19 protein-coding genes are annotated in these 23,150 nt (G+C 55.6%); 10 read left to right on the forward strand and 9 right to left on the reverse strand.

What is annotated here, in order from left to right; genetic code table 11:
• Positions 1-10 precede the first annotated feature (10 nt).
• Entirely contained in the window at positions 11-841 is an 831-nt protein-coding gene (locus tag GN111_RS26990) for a sulfite exporter TauE/SafE family protein (protein ID WP_155306722.1), read from the forward strand.
• A gap of 62 nt (positions 842-903) precedes the next feature.
• Here the strand turns inward: GN111_RS26990 and GN111_RS26995 are convergent, their stop codons facing one another.
• A complete protein-coding gene (locus tag GN111_RS26995) occupies positions 904-1,656 on the reverse strand; it encodes a hypothetical protein (RefSeq protein WP_155306723.1) in 753 nt (250 codons plus the stop codon).
• 462 nt (positions 1,657-2,118) lie between these two features.
• Here GN111_RS26995 and GN111_RS27000 point away from each other — a divergent pair, with 462 nt between their 5' ends.
• Genes GN111_RS27000 through GN111_RS27010 form a run of 4 tightly spaced genes read left to right on the forward strand, consistent with a single transcriptional unit; the run spans position 2,119 to position 4,640 of the window.
• A complete protein-coding gene (locus GN111_RS27000; RefSeq protein WP_155304807.1) occupies positions 2,119-3,501 on the forward strand; it encodes an IS4 family transposase in 1,383 nt (460 codons plus the stop codon).
• A gap of 28 nt (positions 3,502-3,529) precedes the next feature.
• Positions 3,530-3,757, forward strand: coding sequence for a GNAT family N-acetyltransferase (locus GN111_RS34520; RefSeq protein WP_231715570.1), 228 nt, complete (start codon positions 3,530-3,532; stop codon positions 3,755-3,757).
• A gap of 57 nt (positions 3,758-3,814) precedes the next feature.
• Positions 3,815-4,030 (forward strand): GNAT family N-acetyltransferase, encoded by a 216-nt coding sequence (locus tag GN111_RS34525; protein ID WP_231715571.1) that lies wholly within the window; start codon positions 3,815-3,817, stop codon positions 4,028-4,030.
• A gap of 40 nt (positions 4,031-4,070) precedes the next feature.
• A complete protein-coding gene (locus GN111_RS27010) occupies positions 4,071-4,640 on the forward strand; it encodes a GyrI-like domain-containing protein (RefSeq protein ID WP_170302481.1) in 570 nt (189 codons plus the stop codon).
• Between the two features lie 92 nt (positions 4,641-4,732).
• On the opposite strand, the gene GN111_RS27015 is transcribed toward GN111_RS27010, so the two are convergent.
• The 8 genes from GN111_RS27015 to GN111_RS27050 all read right to left on the reverse strand — a co-directional run bounded on the left by GN111_RS27015 (position 4,733) and on the right by GN111_RS27050 (position 15,772).
• A complete protein-coding gene (locus GN111_RS27015) occupies positions 4,733-5,893 on the reverse strand; it encodes a M20 metallopeptidase family protein (protein ID WP_155306725.1) in 1,161 nt (386 codons plus the stop codon).
• A gap of 105 nt (positions 5,894-5,998) precedes the next feature.
• Positions 5,999-7,291, reverse strand: a complete 1,293-nt coding sequence (locus tag GN111_RS27020) for a nucleoside recognition domain-containing protein (RefSeq protein WP_155306726.1) — start codon at positions 7,289-7,291, stop codon at positions 5,999-6,001.
• On the reverse strand, positions 7,288-9,456 hold the full coding sequence (locus GN111_RS27025; protein WP_155306727.1) for an acetate--CoA ligase family protein: 2,169 nt from the start codon (positions 9,454-9,456) through the stop codon (positions 7,288-7,290). The genes GN111_RS27020 and GN111_RS27025 overlap by 4 nt, the downstream gene beginning before the upstream one ends.
• 12 nt (positions 9,457-9,468) lie before the next feature.
• Positions 9,469-10,233, reverse strand: a complete 765-nt coding sequence (locus GN111_RS27030) for an enoyl-CoA hydratase/isomerase family protein (RefSeq protein WP_155306728.1) — start codon at positions 10,231-10,233, stop codon at positions 9,469-9,471.
• A gap of 325 nt (positions 10,234-10,558) precedes the next feature.
• Positions 10,559-11,785 (reverse strand): aldo/keto reductase, encoded by a 1,227-nt coding sequence (locus tag GN111_RS27035; RefSeq protein ID WP_155306729.1) that lies wholly within the window; start codon positions 11,783-11,785, stop codon positions 10,559-10,561.
• A 44-nt stretch (positions 11,786-11,829) separates the two neighbouring features.
• Positions 11,830-13,767: a 4Fe-4S binding protein gene (locus tag GN111_RS27040; RefSeq protein ID WP_155306730.1), complete on the reverse strand. Its 1,938-nt coding sequence runs from the start codon at positions 13,765-13,767 to the stop codon at positions 11,830-11,832.
• The gene (locus GN111_RS27045; RefSeq protein WP_231715572.1) at positions 13,767-14,750 is read right to left on the reverse strand and encodes a DUF362 domain-containing protein; all 984 of its coding nucleotides are present in this window, start codon (positions 14,748-14,750) and stop codon (positions 13,767-13,769) included. The genes GN111_RS27040 and GN111_RS27045 overlap by 1 nt, the downstream gene beginning before the upstream one ends.
• A gap of 26 nt (positions 14,751-14,776) precedes the next feature.
• Positions 14,777-15,772, reverse strand: a complete 996-nt coding sequence (locus GN111_RS27050; protein ID WP_155306732.1) for a DUF6599 family protein — start codon at positions 15,770-15,772, stop codon at positions 14,777-14,779.
• 450 nt (positions 15,773-16,222) lie between these two features.
• Here GN111_RS27050 and GN111_RS27055 point away from each other — a divergent pair, with 450 nt between their 5' ends.
• From GN111_RS27055 to GN111_RS27075, 5 genes are all read left to right on the forward strand, one after another.
• The gene (locus tag GN111_RS27055) at positions 16,223-17,602 is read left to right on the forward strand and encodes a hypothetical protein (RefSeq protein WP_155306733.1); all 1,380 of its coding nucleotides are present in this window, start codon (positions 16,223-16,225) and stop codon (positions 17,600-17,602) included.
• A 20-nt stretch (positions 17,603-17,622) separates the two neighbouring features.
• Positions 17,623-19,500: a hypothetical protein gene (locus GN111_RS27060; protein ID WP_155306734.1), complete on the forward strand. Its 1,878-nt coding sequence runs from the start codon at positions 17,623-17,625 to the stop codon at positions 19,498-19,500.
• A gap of 2 nt (positions 19,501-19,502) precedes the next feature.
• Positions 19,503-20,360, forward strand: coding sequence for a hypothetical protein (locus GN111_RS27065; RefSeq protein WP_155306735.1), 858 nt, complete (start codon positions 19,503-19,505; stop codon positions 20,358-20,360).
• A gap of 160 nt (positions 20,361-20,520) precedes the next feature.
• Positions 20,521-21,672 (forward strand): lysozyme, encoded by a 1,152-nt coding sequence (locus GN111_RS27070; protein WP_155306736.1) that lies wholly within the window; start codon positions 20,521-20,523, stop codon positions 21,670-21,672.
• A 37-nt stretch (positions 21,673-21,709) separates the two neighbouring features.
• A complete protein-coding gene (locus tag GN111_RS27075) occupies positions 21,710-23,029 on the forward strand; it encodes a patatin-like phospholipase domain-containing protein (RefSeq protein WP_155306737.1) in 1,320 nt (439 codons plus the stop codon).
• Positions 23,030-23,150 lie beyond the last annotated feature (121 nt).

The raw sequence follows: 23,150 nt of genomic DNA on the forward strand, positions 1-23,150 counted from the left end.
AAGGTTTTTTATGGGAATTGGATCGACTCAAATTATAGCACTCTTATTAACAGGTGTTGGTGTTGGTTTCGCTTCCGGATTGTTGGGCGTCGGCGGATGCTTCATTATGGTGCCCGTTCAGTTTTGGGCGCTTACATCGATTGGCGTTGACCCCACTATCGCGATCCGAATCGCTTTTGGAACGAACCTCGCGGTTGTTCTCCCCACTGCAATTAGTGGTGCATTTGGACATCATCGTAAAAAGGCAGTTTTATGGAAAACCGGCATTATCCTTGGAACATCCGGGCTGTTTGGCGCCTTTATAGGAGGAATTTTTGCGGCACGCCTTCCAGGCAGTATCCTTAAGATTGGATTCGGTTTGGCCATCTTGGCCGGCGCTATCCGGATGTTGACGGCGAAGCCTCCCCAGATTGAAAGAGAACCAATTGATAACAAACTGGCATACGTCCTGTGGGGCCTTCCGTTGGGAATCGTATCGGGTATCATCGGCATTGGGGGCGGCGTTTTGATGATACCCGTAATGGTGCTTGCCTTGAGGTTTAAGATGCACCAGGCCGTTGGAACCTCAACGGCGTTGATGATATTTGCATCGGCGGGCGGTATTCTGTCCTATCTTTTCAATGGGATAAATGTCGCTGGGTTACCCCCGTATTCAATTGGCTATGTTAACCTTTTGCAGTGGATTTTATTGGCCGGAACCAGCGTTCCCATGGCGCAGGTAGGCGCCAGGGCGGCCCACAAAATTCCGGCAAAACAGTTGAAGTATATTTTCATAACGGTGATGATCTACATGGGGTTAAAAATGATCGGGGTTTTTTCCTGGATGAATCTTCCGATTTAGGTCCGGATGTTACGAAGCAACAATAGGGGCGGAACAATGAACATTCCGCCCCCTATGCCTGCTCAGAAGCTTCGTTTGGCACCGGTCAGACCGAAATCCAGAAGTTCGATGACCGTTTCGCCTTCATTGGATACGGATTTGACCATAGCGTTGATCGGCACGGAAGGATGGAGCCAAGAATCGGAAAGGTACGTATTGCCCATGAAGGAAACTTCACTGTGCATTTTTGAAGTGCCTGCAAAGGTCCCTGCCGGGACCTTCACCGTTCCCCCATCAATCGCCTCCTGATTCTGGCACTCCAGACCTGACAGTGCCTTTTTATAAAGGCCTTTGGTCATCGATAGCATCGGGCCTTCGATCGTTTGAACATTTTGCCCATCAGGTTTGACTTTAACCCAGATAATGTCCAGGTCATCCAGTTTGCCGGTTTTATTCACCGTTTCCATTCCCACCACCAGCATTTGGGTGATGCTTTCTGCGCTTTGCGTCAATGAATGGGTTTCAATGATCCATCCATTTTGTTCTTTACCGACAATGGCCATCTTCATGATGCTGCGCTCGGTTGGGCTTGTCATCCCGGCAATAACATATTGGCCCACCTCGTAAGGGATGGGCCGTTTGAATTTCCCAGCGGCCCTGAAATTTTGAGATTTAGCGGCATTGAATTGTGTATCGATCTTGTCGACAAAAATCGGGTTGGGGGTTGGTGCGGTGATGCAGGAGACAAGGCATAAAACAAACATGGCTGTGACGATAGTACGAATCATTGATATTTCCTCCATGGTAAAGTGTGAATTGTGTTTGCTTTCAAGCAAGCAACGACCTTTCCTTCGTAGAAAACCTAAAAAGAGAAAATTTAAATTTACCTATCATAGCGGTTTTTTAATCAGCGGTTTGTTAGGTTAAAGTTAGGAGAAGGTTTGCTGTCGTCAGCCTTCGTCGAGCGGCATCTTATGAGCCAGTTTTTAATATTCGGGATTAACGACTAGATACTTTAGATGAAATTAACCATTTGAATTCACATTGGAAATGGTTGAAGAGTGGGGTCTTTTGGTTTATAGTAAATGCGCAAAAAACAGATACGGGTGGAAGCGTTCATGAAATAATGCGTTTCATTCGAAGCAAAATTATCTTAATCACTGAAGTTTCGCAGCTAATTTTTGGATATTTTAGAGGGATAATAAGTTGAAAATATTAGGAAAATAATTGAAAAGCGGCTCTGAGTTTAGTATATTAGACATCGCCAAACACCTAATATCACTAAAGAAAGAACCGCTATGAATTACCCTAATACATTTTCCCTCTCCTTGCAAAAACAATCTGATTCGGGCCGGATCATTGACGACCATGAACTCAATCGTGCGTTCACCGAACTCAAGTTCCGTTCATTGGCCCGACAAAGCAACATCACCAAAAAAAGAGGTTATGAAACACTCTCGCTCATATTTGTTTTCGTACTACTGCCTTTTCTCAAGCGAAGCCTCAACAGTTTCTGTAATGGCGGCTATATACAAAACTACGTCCAGGCCCATAAAGACACGTTCTACCGGTTCTTGAACAATGAACACTTCAATTGGAGAAAGCTGGTCCAGATGTTGGCATCAAAGATCATAGCCATGCGTAAGAATGTCCCATTGAAAGAAAAAGTATTGATCGCCGATGACTCCATCTGTCCCAAATCGGGCAAAGAGATCGAATTGGTCAGCTATCATTTCGATCACAAAGTCAGGCGTTCCATTCTTGGCAATCAGTATCTGCAATTGGGCTTTCATGACGGGTTACATTTTTTCCCTATCGATGGTGCCTTTCATACATCCAGTCACCGGCCCAACACTGATATGCGGAATATCGACAAGCGTACCAACGGCTGGAAACGACGCAAGGAAACGCTGAGTAAAAAAACCGACGTTCTGGTTCAGATGCTCGACAGAGCCTGGAAGTCGGGCCTCGATGCCAGCTTCGTCTTGTTCGACAGCTGGTTTGCCCACGACGATATTATCCGTCGCATCGTTGATGTCGGTTATGGCGTCATCTGCCGATTAAAGCGCAACCGGGTCAAATACGGTTATCAAGGCGGCGCATATACGCTCAAACAACTATGGCAGCAGGTCGCCAAGAAACAGACTGTCTGGATCAAGAATCGCACGATTAAGGGCGTATGCCTCAATGTCACGTTGAAAAAGACCGGCTCGGTTCGGGTACTGTTCGTTTCCGATGGTCGCAAACAGTGGCAGGCTCTGCTTTGCACCGATACCGAGCTGGAGCCATCCCGGATTCTTGACTATTACGCCCGCCGTTGGTCCATCGAAGTATACTTTAAAGATGCCAAGCAGATGCTTTACATGGGAAAAGAGCAAAGCAATACGTTTGACGCTTTGATTGCCAGCCAGAGCCTGGTTATGATTCGGTATCTGCTATTGGTCTACATCCAGATAAAACACGGGCTGAACGCCTGCGTTGGTCCGCTGTTTCGGCAAACGTCGGACGATCAGTCATTGTGGATGTTCAGCCGTGCCGTCTGGGACCGTGTCAAAGAACTAATTTTTAAGTCAAGCGATATACTTTCGTACCGTATCGAACCTGATTTACTTTTTCATTTTATTGATATCATAGAAGATCTCATCGCTGAACAAAGTCGATGGGTTACTGCGAAACTTTAGTTAATCATCATCAATATCGGAGTTAGAGTTGATCATAAGAGAAGAAACTGCAGCGGATATTGAAGCGATCACCGATGTCACGATTGCGGCATTCGAAAACCACCCGATCAGCAGGCAGACCGAACAATTCATCATCCATGCGCTGCGTGCCGCAGGTGCGCTCAGCTTGTCGCTTTTGGCGGAAATCGATGGGCAGGTCGTCGGGCACATCGCTTTTTCGCCGGTAGTCATTTCCGACGGAACGACCTCTTGGTAAGGCCTGGGGCCGGTTTCGGTTCTGCCGGATTGTCAGAAGCAGGGCATCGGCAAGGCATTGATCAACGAAGGCCTGTCCCGGTTGAAGGCAATGGGCGGTCAAGGCTGCGCACTGGTCGGCGATACGAACTATTACCGTCAGTTCGGCTTCAGGAAGTTTCCTGAACTGGTTCACGAGGGTGTTCCACCGGAGGTTTTCCTGGCATTGCCGTTTAACGAAAAAATACCCGAAGGTGTTGTCGTGTTTCATGAAGGATTTCGGGCAACAAGTTGACTCGACCCAATCAGAGGACCTTGGCAAACAGGAGAAGATAATGAAAGCGGTTAAGCGATACCTGATCCAGCCGGTTCTCAAGCTTTTGATTCGGAAAAACCTCGTTACGCAGCCGAAAGTCGTCGATCTCGAAGAGAGCCAATGCATTGGCTATAAGATCACCACGACGTTCAAAGACAATCAGAAAAAGAGGGACATCCCACCCTTTTACCATGAGGTATACGACAACGATAAGCTAAGCGCCTTCAGGCAGGACAACGACGATAAAATGTACTGCATTTTCGATTTCCACGAAAATGGTCAGGACTTTGACTATTACGTAACGGTAGAAAATAAAAAAGGCATCGGCGATGAGAACTATGCGCATGTCACCTTGCCCCCAGGCAGGTATGTTCAAGTAGAATTCATGAAGCGGAATCACGGTGCTGCGGCCCTGGTTGTCGGTTACACCAAGAAAATCTGGATCGAACTGAATGGTTATAGGGAGCGCAATTGCCCGATCTTCATTTTGTACGACGAAAGGTTCCACAGTAACTACAGGAAATATGGATGCGAGGGAGATAATTACCTGGGCGATCCCCTGGCCGTATTGCATATTCCGGTGGAATAGTGCCGGATGCCAGCATCGGGCGCTATTCTTCGAGGACTTGCTTTATTTTCGCGGAAAGTTCCGCTATTCGGTAGGGCTTCTGGATAAACGCATCAGGATAGAAGGTTCAAGGCGCTTCGGCAGTACATCTCCACGCCGTCAATCAGAATATCTTCATTGAAGCCGAAACGCGGATTGTGGATGCCGGCATAGGCGTCGCTGCCGGCGCCCAGGCAGAAGAAGCACCCCGGAGCCTTTTCCAGGAAATAGGCCATGTCCTCGCCGCCAAGGGTTTTCTCCGGCACCACCACCTTTTCGGCACCCACCACGTCGGCGGCGATCTGCTCCATGTGCGCGGCCATCTCTGCATCGTTGACGGTGGGGGGATAGCCCGATTCGAATTGGGTTTCATAGCCTGCCCCCATGGAATCGCACACCCCTTTGACGATTGTTTCTATCGTTTCGGGCCATTGCTTCCAGATGGTCCTGTCGAAGGTTCTGGCCGTGCCGGACAGAAAGGCGCGTTCGGGGATGACGTTGAAGGCGGTGCCCGATTGGAACTGGCCCACGCTGATGACCGAGGGGCTCAGCGGATCGATTTTACGGCTGACGATGCGCTGCAGGGCATTGACTACCTGGCAACCGATTTCCAAAGCATCCACGCAAAGATGCGGCATGGCGCCGTGACCGCCCTTGCCCTTGATGGTGATGTCGAAGCGAAACATGGAGGCCAGCAGAGCACCGGCCCGGATGCCGATGGTCCCCTCGGGAATCGTCGGCCAGATGTGGCAGCCCAGGGCGTAATCTACGTGAGGTTCTTCCATGACCCCGGCTTCGATCATCGGTTTCGCCCCGCCCGGCCCTTCTTCAGCCGGCTGAAAAACGAACTTGATACTGCCATTAATCCGGTCTTTGATTGCATTCATGGCCGTGGCGGCCACCAGGGCCATGGCCACATGGCCGTCGTGGCCGCAGGCGTGCATCACACCGGGATGCTCGGAGGCAAAGGGCAGGCCGGTCTCTTCATCAATGGGCAGGGCATCCATGTCGGCCCGGACGAGCAGGCAGGGACCGGGGCGGCCGGTTTCCAGCAGCCCGACCACGCCGGTGCTGGCGATGCTCGTGGTTACGTCCAGACCTTCCCGCCGCAGGTAATCGGCTATATAGGCACTGGTTTTTTCTTCTGTGTAGGCCAGTTCAGGGATGCGGTGCAGGTCCCGGCGTACGGCGACCAACCTGTCTTTGTAATTCTGGAGCTGCGATTTGATGTCCATACGTTCTTCCCGATTAACGGTCGATGGCCTCGCCGCAAAAGGCGCAGCAATCCCATTGATCGATACGATGGCCATGTTGCGCCTTCGTATCTACGGATAGTAACACTACGCGAAAAACAAGCTGCAGGCAAGCACGGCGAAGATAATTCCGGCCGCATCGGCAGTCAGGGCCGCGGCCATGGCATGGCGGATGCGCCGCACCTGCACCGCGCCGAAGTAGACGGCCATGACGTAGAAGGTGGTTTCGGTGGAGCCTTGCAGGGTGGAGACCAGCACCCCGGTGTAGCTGTCCGGACCGATGGCCGGGTCGTTGATGATGGAAGCCAGGATGCCGTAGGCGCCCGATCCGCTCAAAGGACGCATCAGGGCCATGGGCAGGGCCTCGGCCGGCAGACCGAATCGTCCGGTAACCGGTGCCAGGGCGCCGACCAATAAATCCAGAGCCCCGCTGGCCCGCAGCATGCCCACGGCAACCAGAATGGCCACCAGGTAGGGGATGATGCGCAGGGCCACCTGAAAGCCCTCCTTGGCCCCGTCTACGAAAACCTCGTAAACGGGCACCCGCCGAAGGGCGCCGAAAACCAGAAACCCCGCCATCAGCAGGGGCAAAATCCAGGGGGAAAGGGATTTGCCGAAAAGAACCGCCGCGAGAATCAGGGATGCCAAGGCCGCCAGCGCCAGAATACTCACCCAAAGGGGATAGCTGTCCTGCGCCGCTTCAAGAGATGCGGTCTCCTCCGGTTGCGATTCATCCACCGGCTTGTCATCTTCGCCTTCCGTGGTAGGGGAGATCGGTGCAAAACGCTGATAGCCTTTGGCCGCAAGAATGGCCACGGTGGTCGAGCCGATGGTGGCCAGCAGGGTTGTGGGCAGGATGATGGCCGGGTCAGCGCTGCCCGCCGCAGCCCGCAAGGCGATCACCCCGGTGGGCAGCAGGGTCACGCTGGAGGTGTTGACGGCCAGAAACAGGGCCATGGCATCGGTGGCCGTACCCGGCTGCCGGTTGAGACGATCCAGTTCCTGCATGGCCCGGATACCGAAGGGGGTGGCAGCGTTGCCCAGTCCCAGGGCGTTGGCCGACAGGTTGAGGACCATGGCGCCCATAGCCGGATGGTCGGCGGGAACATCGGGAAACAGGCGTACCATCAGCGGACGGATCAGGCGTGCCAGGATGGTGAGCATTCCTCCGGCTTCGGCTACCTTCATCAATCCCAGAAAGAGGGTCATTACCCCTACCAGGCCGATGGCCAGTTCCACGGCACCGCCGGCCGATTCGACCATGGCGGAAGAGAGGGCTTCCATGGGGGCGGGGGTCTCGCCTGACGGCTGGAAGACGACCTGTTTCCATCCGGCAAAGAGAACCGCCGCCAGAACGATGATCAGGAAAATGCGGTTCACGCGTCTGCGTCCGCCTTTCCGGCGTCATCAAACGGCTTGAGCAGGATGCGGGCATCGACAATGCTCAGTCCCTGGTGGTGGACGATGACCGGATTGAGGTCCATTTCCTGGATCTGGGGATAGGCCTCGATGATATCCGAGCAGGTCAGCAGCAGGTTGACCAGGGCCTTTTTGTCGTAGGGCTTGTCTCCCCGAACGCCGTCCAGAATGGGATAGGATTTGGTATCCTTGATCATCATCTGGGCCGACCGGCGGGTAATGGGAAGGACGCGGAAGCTGACATCCTTTAAAATTTCCACCAGGACGCCGCCCAGGCCATACATGATCACGGGGCCGAACTGGTCGTCGATTTTGGTGCCGATGATGACTTCGGCGCCTTTTTCCACCATGGGGGACACCAGGACCCCTTCGATGGTCGCATCGGGTTTATAGGCTTTGGCGTTTTTAACGATCTGCCGGAAGGCTTTTCTCACCCGCTCCTTTCCCGAAAGGTTGAGCATAACGCCGTTGGCATCGCTTTTGTGCAGAATGTCCGGCGAGGCGATCTTCAGGGCCACCTTCCCGCCCATCTCTGCGGCCGCCTGGGCCGCCGCTTCGGCCGTGGTGACGATCCGGTCCCGGGTGACCTTTGCGCCATGCAGGCCGAGCAGCTTCTTGGCCTCGGCTTCCAGCAGCGCCGTCCGACCGTCTGCGTAGACACGGTCGAAGATCTTGGATGCTTCAGGTTTGGCCTTGGCGCCCCAATCGAAAACGAAGCTGGAGACGGCGTGGTAGCTTTTCAGATAGCGGCCGTACTGGGCCAGAACACCAATGCTCTTGCAGGCCACATCCAGACTGCCGTAAACCGGCACACCATAGTAGCGCAGCAGATCCAGGCTGTGGGGCTTTTCCGAATTGTAGAGGCTGTGCACCACGATGGCTTTCTTTTTGGATGTTATCATTTTGCCCATCTGGTGGGCGGCGTCCTCTTCCATCAGGGCCAGACTTTCGGCAAAACGGATGCCGTAGCCGCCGAACAGGCCCACGATGAGCAGCCCGCCGACGTTGACGTCGTTCAAAACGAGGTTGGCGCACTCGGCGAAGATGCGCGGGTTGTCGTCGGTTCCGCCAGCCACATCGATGGGATTTCTCACAGCGGCGCCATCGGGGAGAATGGCGCGCAGCTTGGCTTTGGTCTTCTCCTGCAGTTCGGGAATATGCACACCCAGATCGGTGAGGGTGTCGGCGGCAATGGTGGCGTGGCCGCCGCCATCGGCAAGGATGGCGATGCTGTTGTTTTTTATGGGGGGCAGGCTGGACAAGGCCTCGGCAGCGGGGAAGAGTTCGTCCGAATTCTCGATGACAACGATGCCGGCCCGTTCAAAGGCACCTTTGGCCACCCGGGACATTCCGGCCAGGGCCCCGGTGTGGGAGCCAGCCGACTTTTTTCCGGTGGCCGAGCGGCCGCTTTTCAGCAGAACAATCGGCTTTTTCTCGGTGGTCCTGTATGCCTGCTGCAAGAATTTGCGCCCTTCGCGCATGCCTTCCACATACATCAGGATGGCTTTGGTGTCGGGATCCTGGGAGAAGAATTCCAGGTACTCGTGAAAGCGGATATCCGCTTCGTTGCCCACGCCTACATAATAGGTGAAGCCTTTGCGGCTCTTCAACTTGGCCTCGGTGATCAGGGTCAGGGCCATGTTGCCGCTCTGGGTCAAAAGGGCAATATCGCCTTTGGGCGAATCCTTGAGGCCCACCAGGTTTAGATTGTCCTTGAGGTTGATCATCCCGGAAGTATTGGGACCGATCAGGCGGATGTGGTGCTGCCCGGCCACGTCGAGCACATCGTTTTCCAGCGCTTTGCCCCGGGCGCCGGTTTCGCCGAAACCCGTGGCCAGGATCACGGCGCCCTTGACCCCTTTCTTGCCGCAGTCTTCCAGGATCGACGGAACGGTCCGGGCCGGCGTGGCCACCAGGGCCACATCCACTTCACCCGGAATTTGGGAAACCGAAGGATAGCAGGTCAGACCCAGAATACTTTTCTCCTTGGGATTGACCGGATAGATCGATCCTTCGTAATGTTCGTCCAGAAGGGTGCGGATGGTCTGATAGCCGCGCTTGGTAGGCACCTTGGATGCGCCGATTACCGCCACGGAGCGGGCGTTGAGGACGTGTTCGAGTCCCATTATCTTCTCCTTTTATTTCTTCCGGTCTTCGAATTCCTGCAGCGATTCCTGTCTTTCCTTGGTCGAGACGCAGGCCAGGCAGGCCTCCACCTCGAAGTCCATCAGTGCTTCCAGGCTGACTTCTCCCAGGGCCATGTTGAGACCCTTCTTGATCATTTTCAGGGAGAAACCCGAATTGGCCGCGATTTTGTCGGCCATTTCCATTACCGTTTCCATCAGGCTGTCCAACGGTACGGCCCGGTTGACCAGCCCGATGCGCTGGGCTTCCACGCCGTCGATGTATTCGCCGGTAAAGAGCAATTCACGGGCCTTGCCCGGACCGACCAGATCCTGGACCAGTCGAAAGGCGCCGCCGGTGACCGATGAGGTGACCTTGGCCTCGGGACTGCCGATCTTGGCATCTTCGGCGGCGATGCGGATGTCGCAGGCCAGGGCCAGCTCGTAACCGGAGCCGATGGCGTAGCCGTTAACGGCGGCGATGGTGGGTTTTTCAAAGCGGATGATGGCCCGGGAGGCTTCCTGGAGCGCCACCAGATAATCCCGGTAGTCTTCGATGGAGCGAGTTTTGGACTCCTTGAGATCGGCGCCGGTGGAAAAGGCGCGTCCTTCGCCGGTGATCACCACCGCCTTGATCTGCTCATCCTCGCGGGCATCATCCAGGCAAGCCTGCATATCCAGCCATAGGCGCTTGTTCATGGCATTGAGGACCTTGGGCCGGTTGAGCCGGATGACGGCCACCCCATCCTTTTTGTCGTAGATGATACATTCGAGATCCATCGTTTCTCCTTTGTTGACGTGATCGGGCGTGGATACCCCCACCCGAAGGGGCAGCCCATAAACGCCAAATGCCAAAGACCGGCAGTCAAATGTCAGTCGGATGGTTCCACTCAATCAATGCGGGATCGGAGGAGATTGCATCCGTCATTTGAGCGCTGGCATTTGGCATGTTGATCGGGCACCCCGTACCCCATCGTTGCAACGTTGGGATGTACTGTCCGGTTTCCACCCGTGCCGACCGCATCCGCCGACCGTTGGCGGAAGACGCAACACTTGGGCCTCCCTTTGCGTAAATTTATCGGCGGGTCAAGAAAAAACTTGCCCATCAGGCCCATTTTTCCGTTGCTTCTCTCACCAGGCGCGCAATGGGCAGGCGCCGGGGACAGCGAACCTCGGCGGCCGTGTAGTCCGCCCGGATCAACTGCCGGCGCACCTTTTGGGGAATGGCCGCCAGTTTGGCTGCCGGATCATGCGTGTCCCCGTAGCTGTAGGCATACATGAGGTAGCGCATGACATCACCCACGGGAAGATTGCCGGCGACGGCATTCTCACAAATCTGCGTACAGCCGGCGCAGTAGCCTGAAAAAGTTGCCCGGGCATAATCGTCCAGAACCTGCCGGTCGTTTTCGGTCAGTGCGGTGCGGTCCACGGCAGCGGCAATATTGGCCATGAGAATCGACATGGTGGGCATCTGCGAACAGATTGCGGCAATCTGTGGATTTTCCCAAATGGCCTTGAGCTTGGCCTGCTTGTCGGTGAATCCTTTTTGCACGAAACGTCCGGCCAGTTGAAGTTCCCGGTCGCTGTCGGTGGCCACGGGGCCGCCGCCCTGGGTTTTCATGGCGGTGAGCCCGATGCCGGCATCCACGCAGGCGGCGACCGCCCGCTTCATCGTCTCGTCGTGCATGAGGCGGTAATTGTAAGTCATCATGATGCCGTCGATCCAGTTCAATCTGGAGGCGTCCAGCAGGCACTGCTGCATGTTGCTGTGAGTGGAGAAGCCGAAGAGACGGATTCTGCCTTTCCCTTTCTGCTCTTCGGCCCACGCGCGCATGTCGCTGTCCATGATGCCGGCGTCGCGAATGGCATGTACGAAAAAAAGGTCGATGTGGTCGGTGTTCATCCGTTTGAGGGAAGTGGCCAGATCCCTGCTCATTCCCCGGGGACTTCGAGAGGTGGACTTGGTGACCAAAAAGATTTTCTCCCGCTGGTCAGGATAGCGGGAGAAGAACTGCCCGATTCCTTCCTCGCTGCGTCCGCCGCTGTAAACATGGGCGGTGTCCCAGTAGGTGACGCCCCAGCGAATGGCCTGCTTGAGCAGGGTTTGGTTGGAAGGGATGTCGAACATGCCTCCCAGTGACAGGATCGGTACCTGGATGCCGGAACGTCCGAAAGTCCTTTTCGGCATGTCCTCGGGGCCGGCGGCCATAAGCGGTGCGGCAGCCTTTGCCGGATTGACGGATCCCAGCGGGGCCATGGCGGCGCCGATAGCGGCTGCGCCGGTGGTTTTGAAAAAAGAGCGGCGGGACAACGTTTTTTGATTGGTTTTCATTGTGGCACCTTAGATCGGTTTAGGGTTTCGAGTTTATCGTTAAACTAAAGAAGCAACCGATGCTTGCTTTCCCGGGTTTCATTTTCCGCAGTAACCCGTATGGCCCGACGGCCCTTGACCGGGCATTCGTGTTCGCAGACCCCGCAGCCGATACAATGGGCCGGGTCTACGAAAGGCAACTGAAGCCGCACCAGCAGGTTGATCCGGTCTCCTTCTACGGCCGTTTCGGTGAACGGATTTTGCTCCAGGACGATTCCGCCGGAACCAATGGCGCTGATTCGGGCCGGCGGCAGATTTCGTTCGTTGCCAACACTAAGATAATAGTCCCCGGTGGCAAACTGCTCTGCCGGCAGGGCAGTTCCATGGAACAGCAAGCGGTTGTCCGTCATGCCCTGAAGATGTAATTCTCCCTCCAGCCGGACCGGCCGGTATTCGCTACGGGTGAAAATCGCTTTAGGACTGACCGGACAGTTCTCCTGGCATACGATGCAGGGACGGTCCATGGCCCAGGGCAGGCAGCGGCCACGATCGATGAATGCCGTACCGATGCGGACCGGACCCCGTGAAGTGAATGACTTCCGGCCCAGGCGTTCGTCGACGGAAAGGGGCCGGATGGCGGCGGTGGGGCACAAGTTGCCGCAGGCGACACAGCCCTGCTGGCAACCGCTGGAGCCCATGCGAAAGTTGAGCATGGGTGTCCAGATGCCTTCGATACCGGCCTGAAGACTCGCCGGCTGGATGACATTGGTGGGGCAGATGCGCATGCACTGGCCGCATTTGATGCAGCGCTGGAGAAATTCGGCTTCCGGCAGCGATCCCGGCGGCCGGATGACATCCGGGTTCCAGGTCGCGCCGGTCAGACCGGCCAGGCGGAACAAAGGAGCCGCCGCCATGCCCGAAACCAGGGTTGCCGCCACCGCCCGTCTGGAAAGGTCCGGAGCGGCCATTTCTCCGGCTGCCGATGGATGCAGGTGATATCCCATCACCCCGTGGCGGCAGTCATCCAGGCAGTTCATACACAGCACGCACTCGGCGGTGCGGATGGTCGCCGCCGGCTCACAGCCGCCTTCGCAATGGCGGTTGCAGGCGCCGCAGGCTGTGCAGCCATGGGGTTTCTGGCCGATGCGCCAAAGGGTGTTTTTTCCCAACAGGCCGAACAGTGCCCCCAGCGGGCAGACAAAGCGGCAGTAGAACCGGGGAATGCGCAGGTTGAGCAAAACGGCAGTCCAGAAAAGTGCGCCGATAACCAGGGCACTTGGATAGATCCGACTGACGGTCGAAAGAGATATTAAGCGGCCGTCCACCAGGGGCAGCAATGTCAGGTTTACCGAGCGGTAGAACAAAGGGATCGGGTCCAGCAGCCCGGTTTGAAGCGTGGCGGCCAGCAGCCGGGAACCGTCGGTGAACAGGTCCAGCAGCAGCCAGGTTCCGGCAACGGACACCACACCGGCCACCCACTGGATACCGGACATGGTTTTGGTGAAGTGTATCACGGTGCCCAGAAGCAGCATTCCAAGGCCAATTCCCGCGGCGACTATGGGCATGACGAGAGGAAATGCCAACAGGCGGCCCAGCAGGTCGCCGGCAGCGGCGCCGAGCAGGAAGATCAGGATGGCATACTTGATTCCCTGCCCCCTTCGGTAGCGGTTGGCCGCCATCATCCGGGAGGCTTTGCGGCTGCGGTTGGCCAGCCACCCCACGACCTGGTGAAGCGTCCCGAAAGGGCAAATCCACCCGCAGAAAAAACGGCCCAGCACAATGGTCAGCACCATGGTCAGCAGGCCCCACAGCAGACCGGCGTATAGCGTGCCGGTCGTCAACAGGGTGGCCAGTCCCACCAGCGGATCCAATTGGATCAGCCAGTTGACCGGCCATCCGCGTAGCTGCCACCACTGCTCGCCCAGGGTGGAGACGACACAGAGCCAGAGAAATAACAAGAAGAAGAAAATTTGGCTAAGTCTTCTGGTGGTTACGATTCTCATTAGCCCGTATGGATCTCCTTCAGCTTTAAGGACCGGTAGTCGGCCGTTCCGGCGCCGGCGGCTTCGGCCTTGGCGATAAAGGGCAGATCGCCGGGTTGTTTGTCCAAAAGGGCGGCTCCGGCGGCATCGGCGGCCACGGGGTCGGTGCTGACGATCAGGGTGCCCGTGGGCTTGAGGTCGGACAGCGACCCGCCGGTGGGACCGTTGGAAATCATGGTCTGGATCCCATCAAGCACCACTGCCGTGGGGCGGACCAACAGGGCCAGTTCCTGGATAATCGTATGGATGTCCTGGTGGAAGATGTTGCGTCGTCCGCCCAGCAGTCCGTACCAGTTTTTCAATGTCATGCTCGCGCCGCTGCGATGATGATCCTTGACCGGAGCCATGCCGATAACGCGGTCCACTTTGGTCAGGGGATCATAGAGGACCGGCCAGTTGCGGATCAGGCGGCCGCCATCGAGGCTGAATCGCCGAAACAGAGCTTCGCGGGGCAGCACGACCCGGGCCCCGGCCCGGCGAGCAGCGGCCCCAATGCCGGTCAGTACGAAGCAGGAGGCCGGGTCGTTAATGGGGTTGTCCGTGACCATCACCTGGGAAGCGCCGGCTTCCAGGCACATTGCAACGGTTGCTTCCACCAGATCCGGATGGGAGGTGGCGCCCAAAGACGGCGGTGAAGCGAAGGCGGCATTGACTTTGAGAAGCACCCGCTCGCCAGACTTGACGAAGGCCTCCATGCCGCCCAGGGCCGCAAAGGCCTGTCGGACTGTGGCGGCGCGATCCGTTCCCCTGGCGATGCAGATGCGGCCCTTCATCTCGGTTTGCGAATAATCGGGGATTCGGAGCGATCCGCTCTCAGCGACACCTCCCTCCGGCGGTCGGCTGTCGTAAAATCCGATCCCCAGGGCGCCGGCTGCGGCGACGGACAGTCCCGCGCGGGTGCAGCGCCCCAGAAACTCGCGTCGATCGATTGATGGCTCGGTCAAGAGGAGTTCCTCTTCGGTTGTTTGGTTCATTTCTTCAAATGCGCAGCCAACCGCCCGGCAAGAACCATCGCCGCTTCGAGGCTGTCGGCCTCATGGATGCCGGCAAAACAGTCTCCCCGGGAGAAAACGATTTCATAGGTGTCGAAAAACTGCAGGGCAACAGCCCCCTCCAAAGGTATGGCTTCGTCGATCCGGACAGCGCCGAAGGAAATCAATGTACGCTGATATTCCCTGGCCAGCGCCGATGCGGCGTCGGCATCGTCACGGCGGGAGACGAAGGCCGTCAGGCGAGAGCCGTTAAGGTTGTATTCCTCGGTGTAGATCCGGTTTAACTGTTCGTAACCGAAGGCGTTGGCCGCGATCAGTTGGAGACTGCCGGGACGCATGTCGTCCTTCGGGAACAGGTCGGCCCCGGGGGCTTCTGCGGCAGCGCCGCCCCTTTCTTGCAGGAATTTACTCGCCAGTTCTCCCATGGCTGCCTGAAGGTCCAAGGAAGCATCCGTTCCAATCAGCTCTATGTAGAATTTTTTATGGGCCAGAAAAAGGGCATTTTCCGTGCGGTAGGCATTGGGCGCGATGTCGTCGGGGTGGGCATCTTCCCGTCGCTGCATACTGAATACCGAAAAGGCGTTTTGCTGGGTTCCCATGTCGTAGACGAATACTTCCACCCAGGTGCCGGCCGTCGCATCCATTGCGAACCGCTGGGTTTCCAGGGAAACGAATCCAGAGGAGAGGTAGAGATCGGCACGGCCGTTGATCTTTTCGTAGAGCGTTTCCGGGCCGAAGCGCTCCGGTGGAGAAAAGGGGGACATTTTCAAACCCGCAGTGTCGATCAGCGGCGGACGATCCGATTCGGATGAAAGCGTGTGAAGATGGGATTCAGGGCGCAGGGCGATCACCGCCGGATTGATCCGGTACTGACGCACGAACACGCCGGCTGCAACGACCACGAGAATCGCCATGACTGCAACGGAGAGCCGGGTTTCGGTTTTTCCCGTTTTTTTGCGTACAGCGGTTTCCATAAACACGATCATCCATCATTAAACAGGTGCATCAATCGGTGGCCTTTTTCCAGTAGAAGGATTTTTGTCCAGTTTGTCAACGGAAGAATCGCAAGCGTTTACGGGGCACGGTATCTGCCTTGTTCCCGGCTGCTTGAATGTCAATCGGTACGTTCTGCATGTCCGGCATCGTGCATCGGAAGAGCCCTGCAATCGCTTACTGGACCGCGACCCACCACTCGTCGGCAATTTTTCCCTTGAATCTTCCCGATTTTTTTTCTTTAATAAAAACGATCCATTCTGAGCTTCGCACTGTTCCTGAGCCCCACTTATTCCTGACTTCACTATTGCCATTTTATATGATCGAGAAGGTCATTTCCAACCTGACCGAAATCCCGTTTATCCTCCGATACGATTGTTTGTGTCGGGTGAGCCGCGGTTGAAAAAGAGCATTCGAAGGGGAGGTTTGTCATGCAACTGTTCGATGCCTCATTGGCCTTTGCATTGACCATGGCCGCTTTGGCGACGGTTGTCACCGTTATTATGGAAGCCGGACTGCGGGTTGCGAGAATGCGCAAAAAGAATTTTATCGAGGTGATGAAACTTCTCAACAAGGAGATGGAGTACAGCCCGCTGAAAATGAGCGAAGAAGATCGCTGGAATTTTATCAAACGGGTCATCGATAATCCTGCAGAAGCATCACTGGATAAGCTGAGGGCAGAATTGGAAAACCTGCCTCTTGCCGGACGACTGACATACTTCGGCCGGGATAAGGCTGCCGGTAAAAACTTCCTGCAGCGCGTGGGGTGTTTTCTCTTGCAAATTTTTGGAGATCGAAAACGGGCCGGCCTCTTTGACAGGGTATCTTTGGAGTATATGCTGCGTTGCCTGGCCGAAAGCGAGGCTGTGAAAGAGGCGTCGTCCCGGACGATCTCCACTGTAAGGGCCGAATTCAACCGGCTCGCCCGCAAATACGAGGAGTTCAGTTCGTCCGTATCAGCAAGCTTCAAGCAGCATGCGCAGCAATGGTCGATCGCTGTCGGCATCCTTTTGGCTTTTGCTGCCAATATCGACGGCTTCCGGATTTTTGAAAATTACCGGACCGATCCCGAACTGGCAACAGCGATCATCCAGAAGCATGAAGCCTTCCTGGAAGACAACCAAAGTGCCCAGGATTCATTTGAGGAACTCAACGCGCTTTATATTCAAAAAAGGGATATAGACAAGCAGATCGAACAGGCCAAAGATAAAAATGACGACACCCTTGCCCGGCTGAAAGAGCAAAAAAGAGAAGTTGAAGCGGAGATCGAGAAACAATCCGACATCGCGAAAATCCAGGAAGCGCTTCAAATCGCCAAACAACAGGTGGCCGACCTGACCACCATGGGGGTGCCCATCGGATGGGAATTCTATCCGAATTGTCCATACAGCAAGAGTGGTACGTATGAGAAATGGGAGAGTGCCGGATCGAAATGTAAAAACATTACTCAACGAAAATTGGAAGCCAAATCTATTTTTATAAGAGTCTGGTTCACGGCGAAAAACGATCCATCCGGGTTCGCGGTCTGGGTGATGGCCGTAGCCTTTAGCGGGGTATTGATCGGCCTGGGAGCGCCATTTTGGTTCGACATCGCCAAACGGCTGGCCCAGGTGCGGAAAGGACTCCAAAACCTAGACGCTTCGGCCGAGTTCCGGTTTTCGGCCAGGGACGCCAACGGGGATCCGAAGATGCGAAGGGAAATTGTTGATACGGTCCTCGCCGATGCCCAGGAAACCGCAAAAGGCGGGACGACCACCGGTGAAAATGGAAAACCTGAGCCTCAACTGGGTCCGAAGGCCATTCGCTTATAAGTCATGAGACAGGAGCAATCATGAATCCAACGCTCATCATTTCAGGTATTCAGGCAACGCTGAGAGCGGCACAGGCGGGTGCGCAGCTTTATGGCGAACATGCTCGGGATCGCAAGGTGTTTCTACCCGATCTGGAACTCCCGGAAGGTTCCAGGGCCGCGCAACTGGTCGTTTTCTTAAAAGACAAACCGCAGCTTGCGGGTACAGCTTCGGCGTTTTCCGTTATTTGGGATGCCGAGAACAGGGAACTCAAGAGCACGAAGCCGGAGCTGGTCGATGCGGCGTATACGGTTATGCTTCAACACAAGGCCAAACAACAGCTTCTGGATAAGGGTAAAGAGGAAAACGAGGCGAAATTCGAAGCAGACATGCTTGCATCCGGACGAATGGTCGAACAGTGGCGTGAGGAGCGACAACCGCCCAATGCGTTCGTTCGTATGGCCCTGACCCTGACGGATATCGGACTGGAATTCATCCAGGCGGATCCAACCCTCTTTGGCATTGGCAGCCGGGGAGAAAAAATGATTGTGGCCTTTGCCAACAGCATGTCGGCTTTAATCCCGGATGATGTATCCGCATTCGGGTCAAAGACCAATTTTGCCGACCGTGTGCTCGGCATTTTTCTGCGGGCCGGCCTGGGAAGCCTCGCCGGCAATGCCAATATTGTTTTGAAAAATGAGGATATCGCCGGACTCATAAAGGGCGTGACCAAACCCATGGTAGACGCTTTGCCCGAATCTATTGCCGATCAGATGCGATACCGGGAATTGGTCGATGCACTGGCAGGCCCTTGTGCCGAGGCCGCTTTTGCATTGCTGGCCGAGGACACCGAGCGTTTTTTCGGGAAAGATTTTGCCGACGACAAAGCGCTGGGCGTGGTGACTTCCGCACTGTTCGAAGAAATCCAGCGGACCACGCACGACGGCACAATCGTTGATGTGTTCAACGAACAAGGCCTGATTCGTATGTACCAGGCCGGTTTACGTGTCGCCGTCGAGCGGCCGGCACTGTTTCTGGGAGACGACCCCTCGGCCGAAGCCGAACTTTTCAGAAAGCTCCTGAGCGGTTCCGCCGCGACCTTGCGCGCGCATCCTCACTTTAAAGGCCCAATCGGAACATCCTTGGCGGCAATGGTTCTCGAAGTTGTCGGTGAAAACGCTACCGTCCTTTTCAAGTTCGATCCAGGCGAACCCTGGGAGAACGTTGCCGAAATTGCTATGCAGCAGGTAATCTCCGGTCTGTCGACCGCCCTGGAGAACCTGGATGAAGACGGCACCCCAAAAGGGGCCTTGAAAGCATTCAGCGACAGGCAATTGCTTGAACTGGCGCGAATCATTCTTCAACAGGCCGCGCAGACGCCCGGTATGCTGGGGGTGAAAGAATCCGAATTGCAGGCGGTCATTGGCGGAATTGCGAAAGCCATGGCGGCGGACGACAACCTGCTGCTGTCTTCCGACGAATGGATAAAGATCGCCGGTGTGGCCGCGGAAAAAGCCGCTGCCAACCCGGGCAGGCTGTTTGGATTATCCGTGTCTGCAGATGATCCGGGCCAGGCCCTGGCCCTGTCGGTCATCCAATCCGTTTTAAAAGTGGCCGGCGAAACCTGGACGCAGAAAGGGCGTGCGGGCCAATCGGTTCTTTTCGGTAAAACGCTTGAAAAGGTACTGGAGGCCTCCCTCGAGGCCCTGGCCGGCAATGTCGCCGCCGCAGTCAAGCAACCGGAGGTGGTCGACCGGTTTCTTGAGCGACTGAAAGATAGGTCCGTTGCCGCGCCTGAGAAATTCGGCAGCGATGCTATGCTGAACGTATTTCGAGGATTGATCGGCAATGTTCTCGCAACCGGAAAGCTGCCCACCGAAGATGAAATTGAAGCAATCCTGTTCGCAAAGGAGGCCTGATCATGAAAAAACACCTTGTTCCATTCGTTTTCGGAGTCGGCGTCCTGATTCTGTTTGGCTGCGCTACGGCCAAGGATGTGCAGCGTGCCACCGACCTGATCCGGACGGACAACCAATTGACCCGCCTGCTGGTTGAAGTCCGCCCCAAGGATCAGGAAGGCTCGGCGACGTATCTGATCGGCATCGCGACCCATGCCCAAACAGAGGCCGAATCTTTAGAAGGTTTGAGAGGAAAGCAAGCGGACGCCATCGCTTATTATCGCATTGCAGCCACGGCGTACTGGAAAAGCGGTGCCCCGGAAGTCGTTGACGATCTGTTCGAAGCGACTCTCAACGGTATGAACTTGTGCGCCGAACTCAAAGAAGGCGGGCCGGACCGGGATTGCATGTTCCTGCAACTGGTGATTCCTTTCGCCGGCCTGGAATCGCTGGCCAACGGGGTCAACCTGAAAGATACTTTGGGGAAGATCGACTTTTACGACGACAAGGATACCGGAAGCGAAACCGAAATGATGAGAAATGCTTTCGGCGACCTGGAAAAAGCCAGAGCGTTGATCAAAAAGATATACCAGTTCGAAACGGACGATCGGTTGAAGAAGCATCCAGCTATGAGAGATTACTACTGTACAAATGTCGAAAAGGCCAGGAATTATCATATTGGCCATACAGGAGAACTCATCGGGAAAGTGAATGATTATGATCAGAGACCGGCTCTGCAGGATGCTTCCCCGCTGGGAATAACCATCGAGCAGGCCAGGGCGCTGAATACGATCGGACAGATAAGTGAGATGTACATGGGTGAACCGGCCGGGGAACTGAAGATCGATGACGACCGGTACCCCAAAATCTGCAGGCCGTAACGATCACGCGAAAACAATCCATCCGGATGCGCTGGGTTCTCTTTTTTAATGCTCGTCCATGCGTTGCCTGAAGCGGCTCTGAAAACCCTTTAAATTCATTGGTTCCATGCATCATTGGTTTGACCGGCAGACAATTGCCGACTGACGCAAGGAGGTGAACATGAGCCGAACCATCAATAAACGCGGCCTGGACCTGGTCAAGCGTTTCGAGGGCTTTTATTCCGAAGCTTACCTTTGCCCCGCCGGCGTGTGGACCATCGGCTACGGCCATACACGGGGGGTGAGGCAAGGTCAGACCGTTGCCGAGAATGAAGCGGAGTCCATGCTGCAGCAGGATCTGGCCGAAGCGGCCCGGGATGTCGAACGCCTGATCTCGATTCCGCTGACCGACAACCAGTTCGCGGCCCTGGTCAGTTTCGCCTTCAACGTCGGGGCCGGCAACCTGCAGGCAAGCACGTTGCGGCGAAAATTGAGCATCGGCAACTACGAGGAGGTTCCTTTCGAATTAAGCCGCTGGGTCAAGGCTACGGACCCCGTCAGCGGAAAGAAAAGAACCCTGCGAGGACTGGTCCGGCGACGGGCGGCCGAAGGAGAGTTGTGGCTTACCCCGGACGAAGCGGACGAGACCGAGGCTGCCCTGGCCATGCCGCAACGGATCGACAATGTCGATACATTTGAGGATACGTCGGTGCCAAACCTGGCCATGGTGACCGGGGGGATGAAAAACCTGGGGTATAAAATCTATGACGGCATCGACCGTTCCGGCCGCAAACGTAACTACGACCTGAACCTTTTCGGGGTCCGTACTGCCGATACCGTCGCCGGCGCTTTCGATGACTGGTTGGGCGTCTTCTGGATGAATTGGGACACGGACGCGTGGGAATTTCACATCTGGCAGGCCACCACCGATCCCGGCATCTACTATCTGGACCAGCCACTCAATGTGAGCGGAACCGCCATCATGGTGGAGGGCCAGTATCCCTCCAGCTACCAGATCGGTTTGCATAAAGGCAAATACGAATCCCTGGTGCAATGCAAACCCATCAAAGCCTACCGGGACAACGACAAAGACGAAATTCTGGACATGATGCCGGACACGATCCAAAAGGGATTTTTTGGCCTCAACATTCACCGCGCCTCGGCCGATCAGCGCTCGATCAGAGTCGGCAAGTGGAGCGCCGGATGCCAGGTGGTGGCCGACCCGCGCGATTTTGCCCGACTGATGGACATCTGCCGCCTGGCCGAGGAAGTGTGGGGCCCGACCTTCAGCTATACCCTTTTGCTGCAGGAGCAGCTGCGCTACGAAGCCTGATTTTTTACATAGATCATAAACCCACAAGGAGGAATCCATGGCTTACAGGACAAGATACAACCCGAATTTTGGAGAAATCGGAGCCCATGTTTCGCAGCGATGGCCGGAAAAGAAGATCATCGGCCTGAAAGGAAAACAGACGCACACGCTGGGCCTGGCCCTTTCCGGCGGCGGATACCGGTCGGCCATTTTCAACTACGGCATCCTCAGGGGGCTTTTCGAGATCGGCGTGATCGGGAAAATCGACTACCTTTCGGCGGTATCGGGCGGATCATGGGTCTCCATGCCGTTTTCCACCTCCAATGACCTGAGATGGTTTTTCGACGACATCCCGACCCATCCCAACCTGATCGAAGAGGGCTTCGAAGCGTTGTTGCCCAACCCTGCCCGCGTGCTGCAGGAAGCTGCCCTTTCCAGAAAAAATGCCAACTATATCAGCAATATTTACGGCAGGTTGCTGGCAAAGACCTTCTTGAGGGAGCACGGCCAGCAGTCGCGCTACCTGCCGCTGGCCGATAAAACCATGGTCAAGGACAAGGACAGGCCCTTTCTGATCGTCAACGGAACCGTCAATTATCGCAGCCCGGAAAGCTTCAGCGTGACCCAGGAGTGCTTCGAGATGACGAAACTCTATTCGGGATCACGGTCGCTGGGGTATATCCATTCCAAGGATCTATTGGCCAGTGTGAAAACCATCAGAATCCGCGATGCAATCGCCATTTCAGGGGCGGCGGTTGCCGTTCACCTTCCGGCGCTGGGTGGAGAAGTAGCCGGGCTGGGGCTGAGCCGAGAAGTTGTGAATTATGCCAGGGAAGTAAAAAGCCGGGCCAACGTCTCCGAGACGGACCATCTGGATGTTTCCGACGGCGGGCATTACAACAACCTGGGCATCGAATCTCTCATCAACCGGGGGTGCGGGTACATTATCGTTGTGGATGCCGAGCACGACAAAGAGGATAAGGACGCCACGCGTTCCAACCAGTCCTATCATGGCTTGAAAACGCTCATTAAGCGGCACCATATCAACACCGCGTTGAGTGAAGATGTGATCGGTCAACTGGACGAAGCCAACAAGCCCCTGCATGTTCTCGACGCCCCGGAGGGCATCCCGGACATTCTTTATATCAAACTGAAATCCTGGGATGAATTCGATCGCCACGCCCAGGGAAAACCGTACAACCAACCCGGATTTCTGCAGAATCTATTCAACCAGGGCGCATTCTCCTTCGATCCCCAGTTCAGTACGGCCAAACTGGACTACGATTTCGCCGAACACCGAAACCTCTCGGAATTGGGGCGGTTTATCGTAAAGGAGCATAAAGATACTATTGTCGAATTCGCTGGAAGGTCGAACTAGGAAATTCGGAAATACGGTTCTAAGGATAGTTCAAGTTCCGTTTTTTGCCGGGTCTCCAGTTTTGTCATTCCGGACGGAGCGAAGCGGAGATCCGGAATCCAGGAAGGTTCATGGGGTGGGG

It is taken from the genome of Desulfosarcina widdelii (genome assembly GCF_009688965.1).
Classification (GTDB): Bacteria; Desulfobacterota; Desulfobacteria; order Desulfobacterales; family Desulfosarcinaceae; genus Desulfosarcina; species Desulfosarcina widdelii.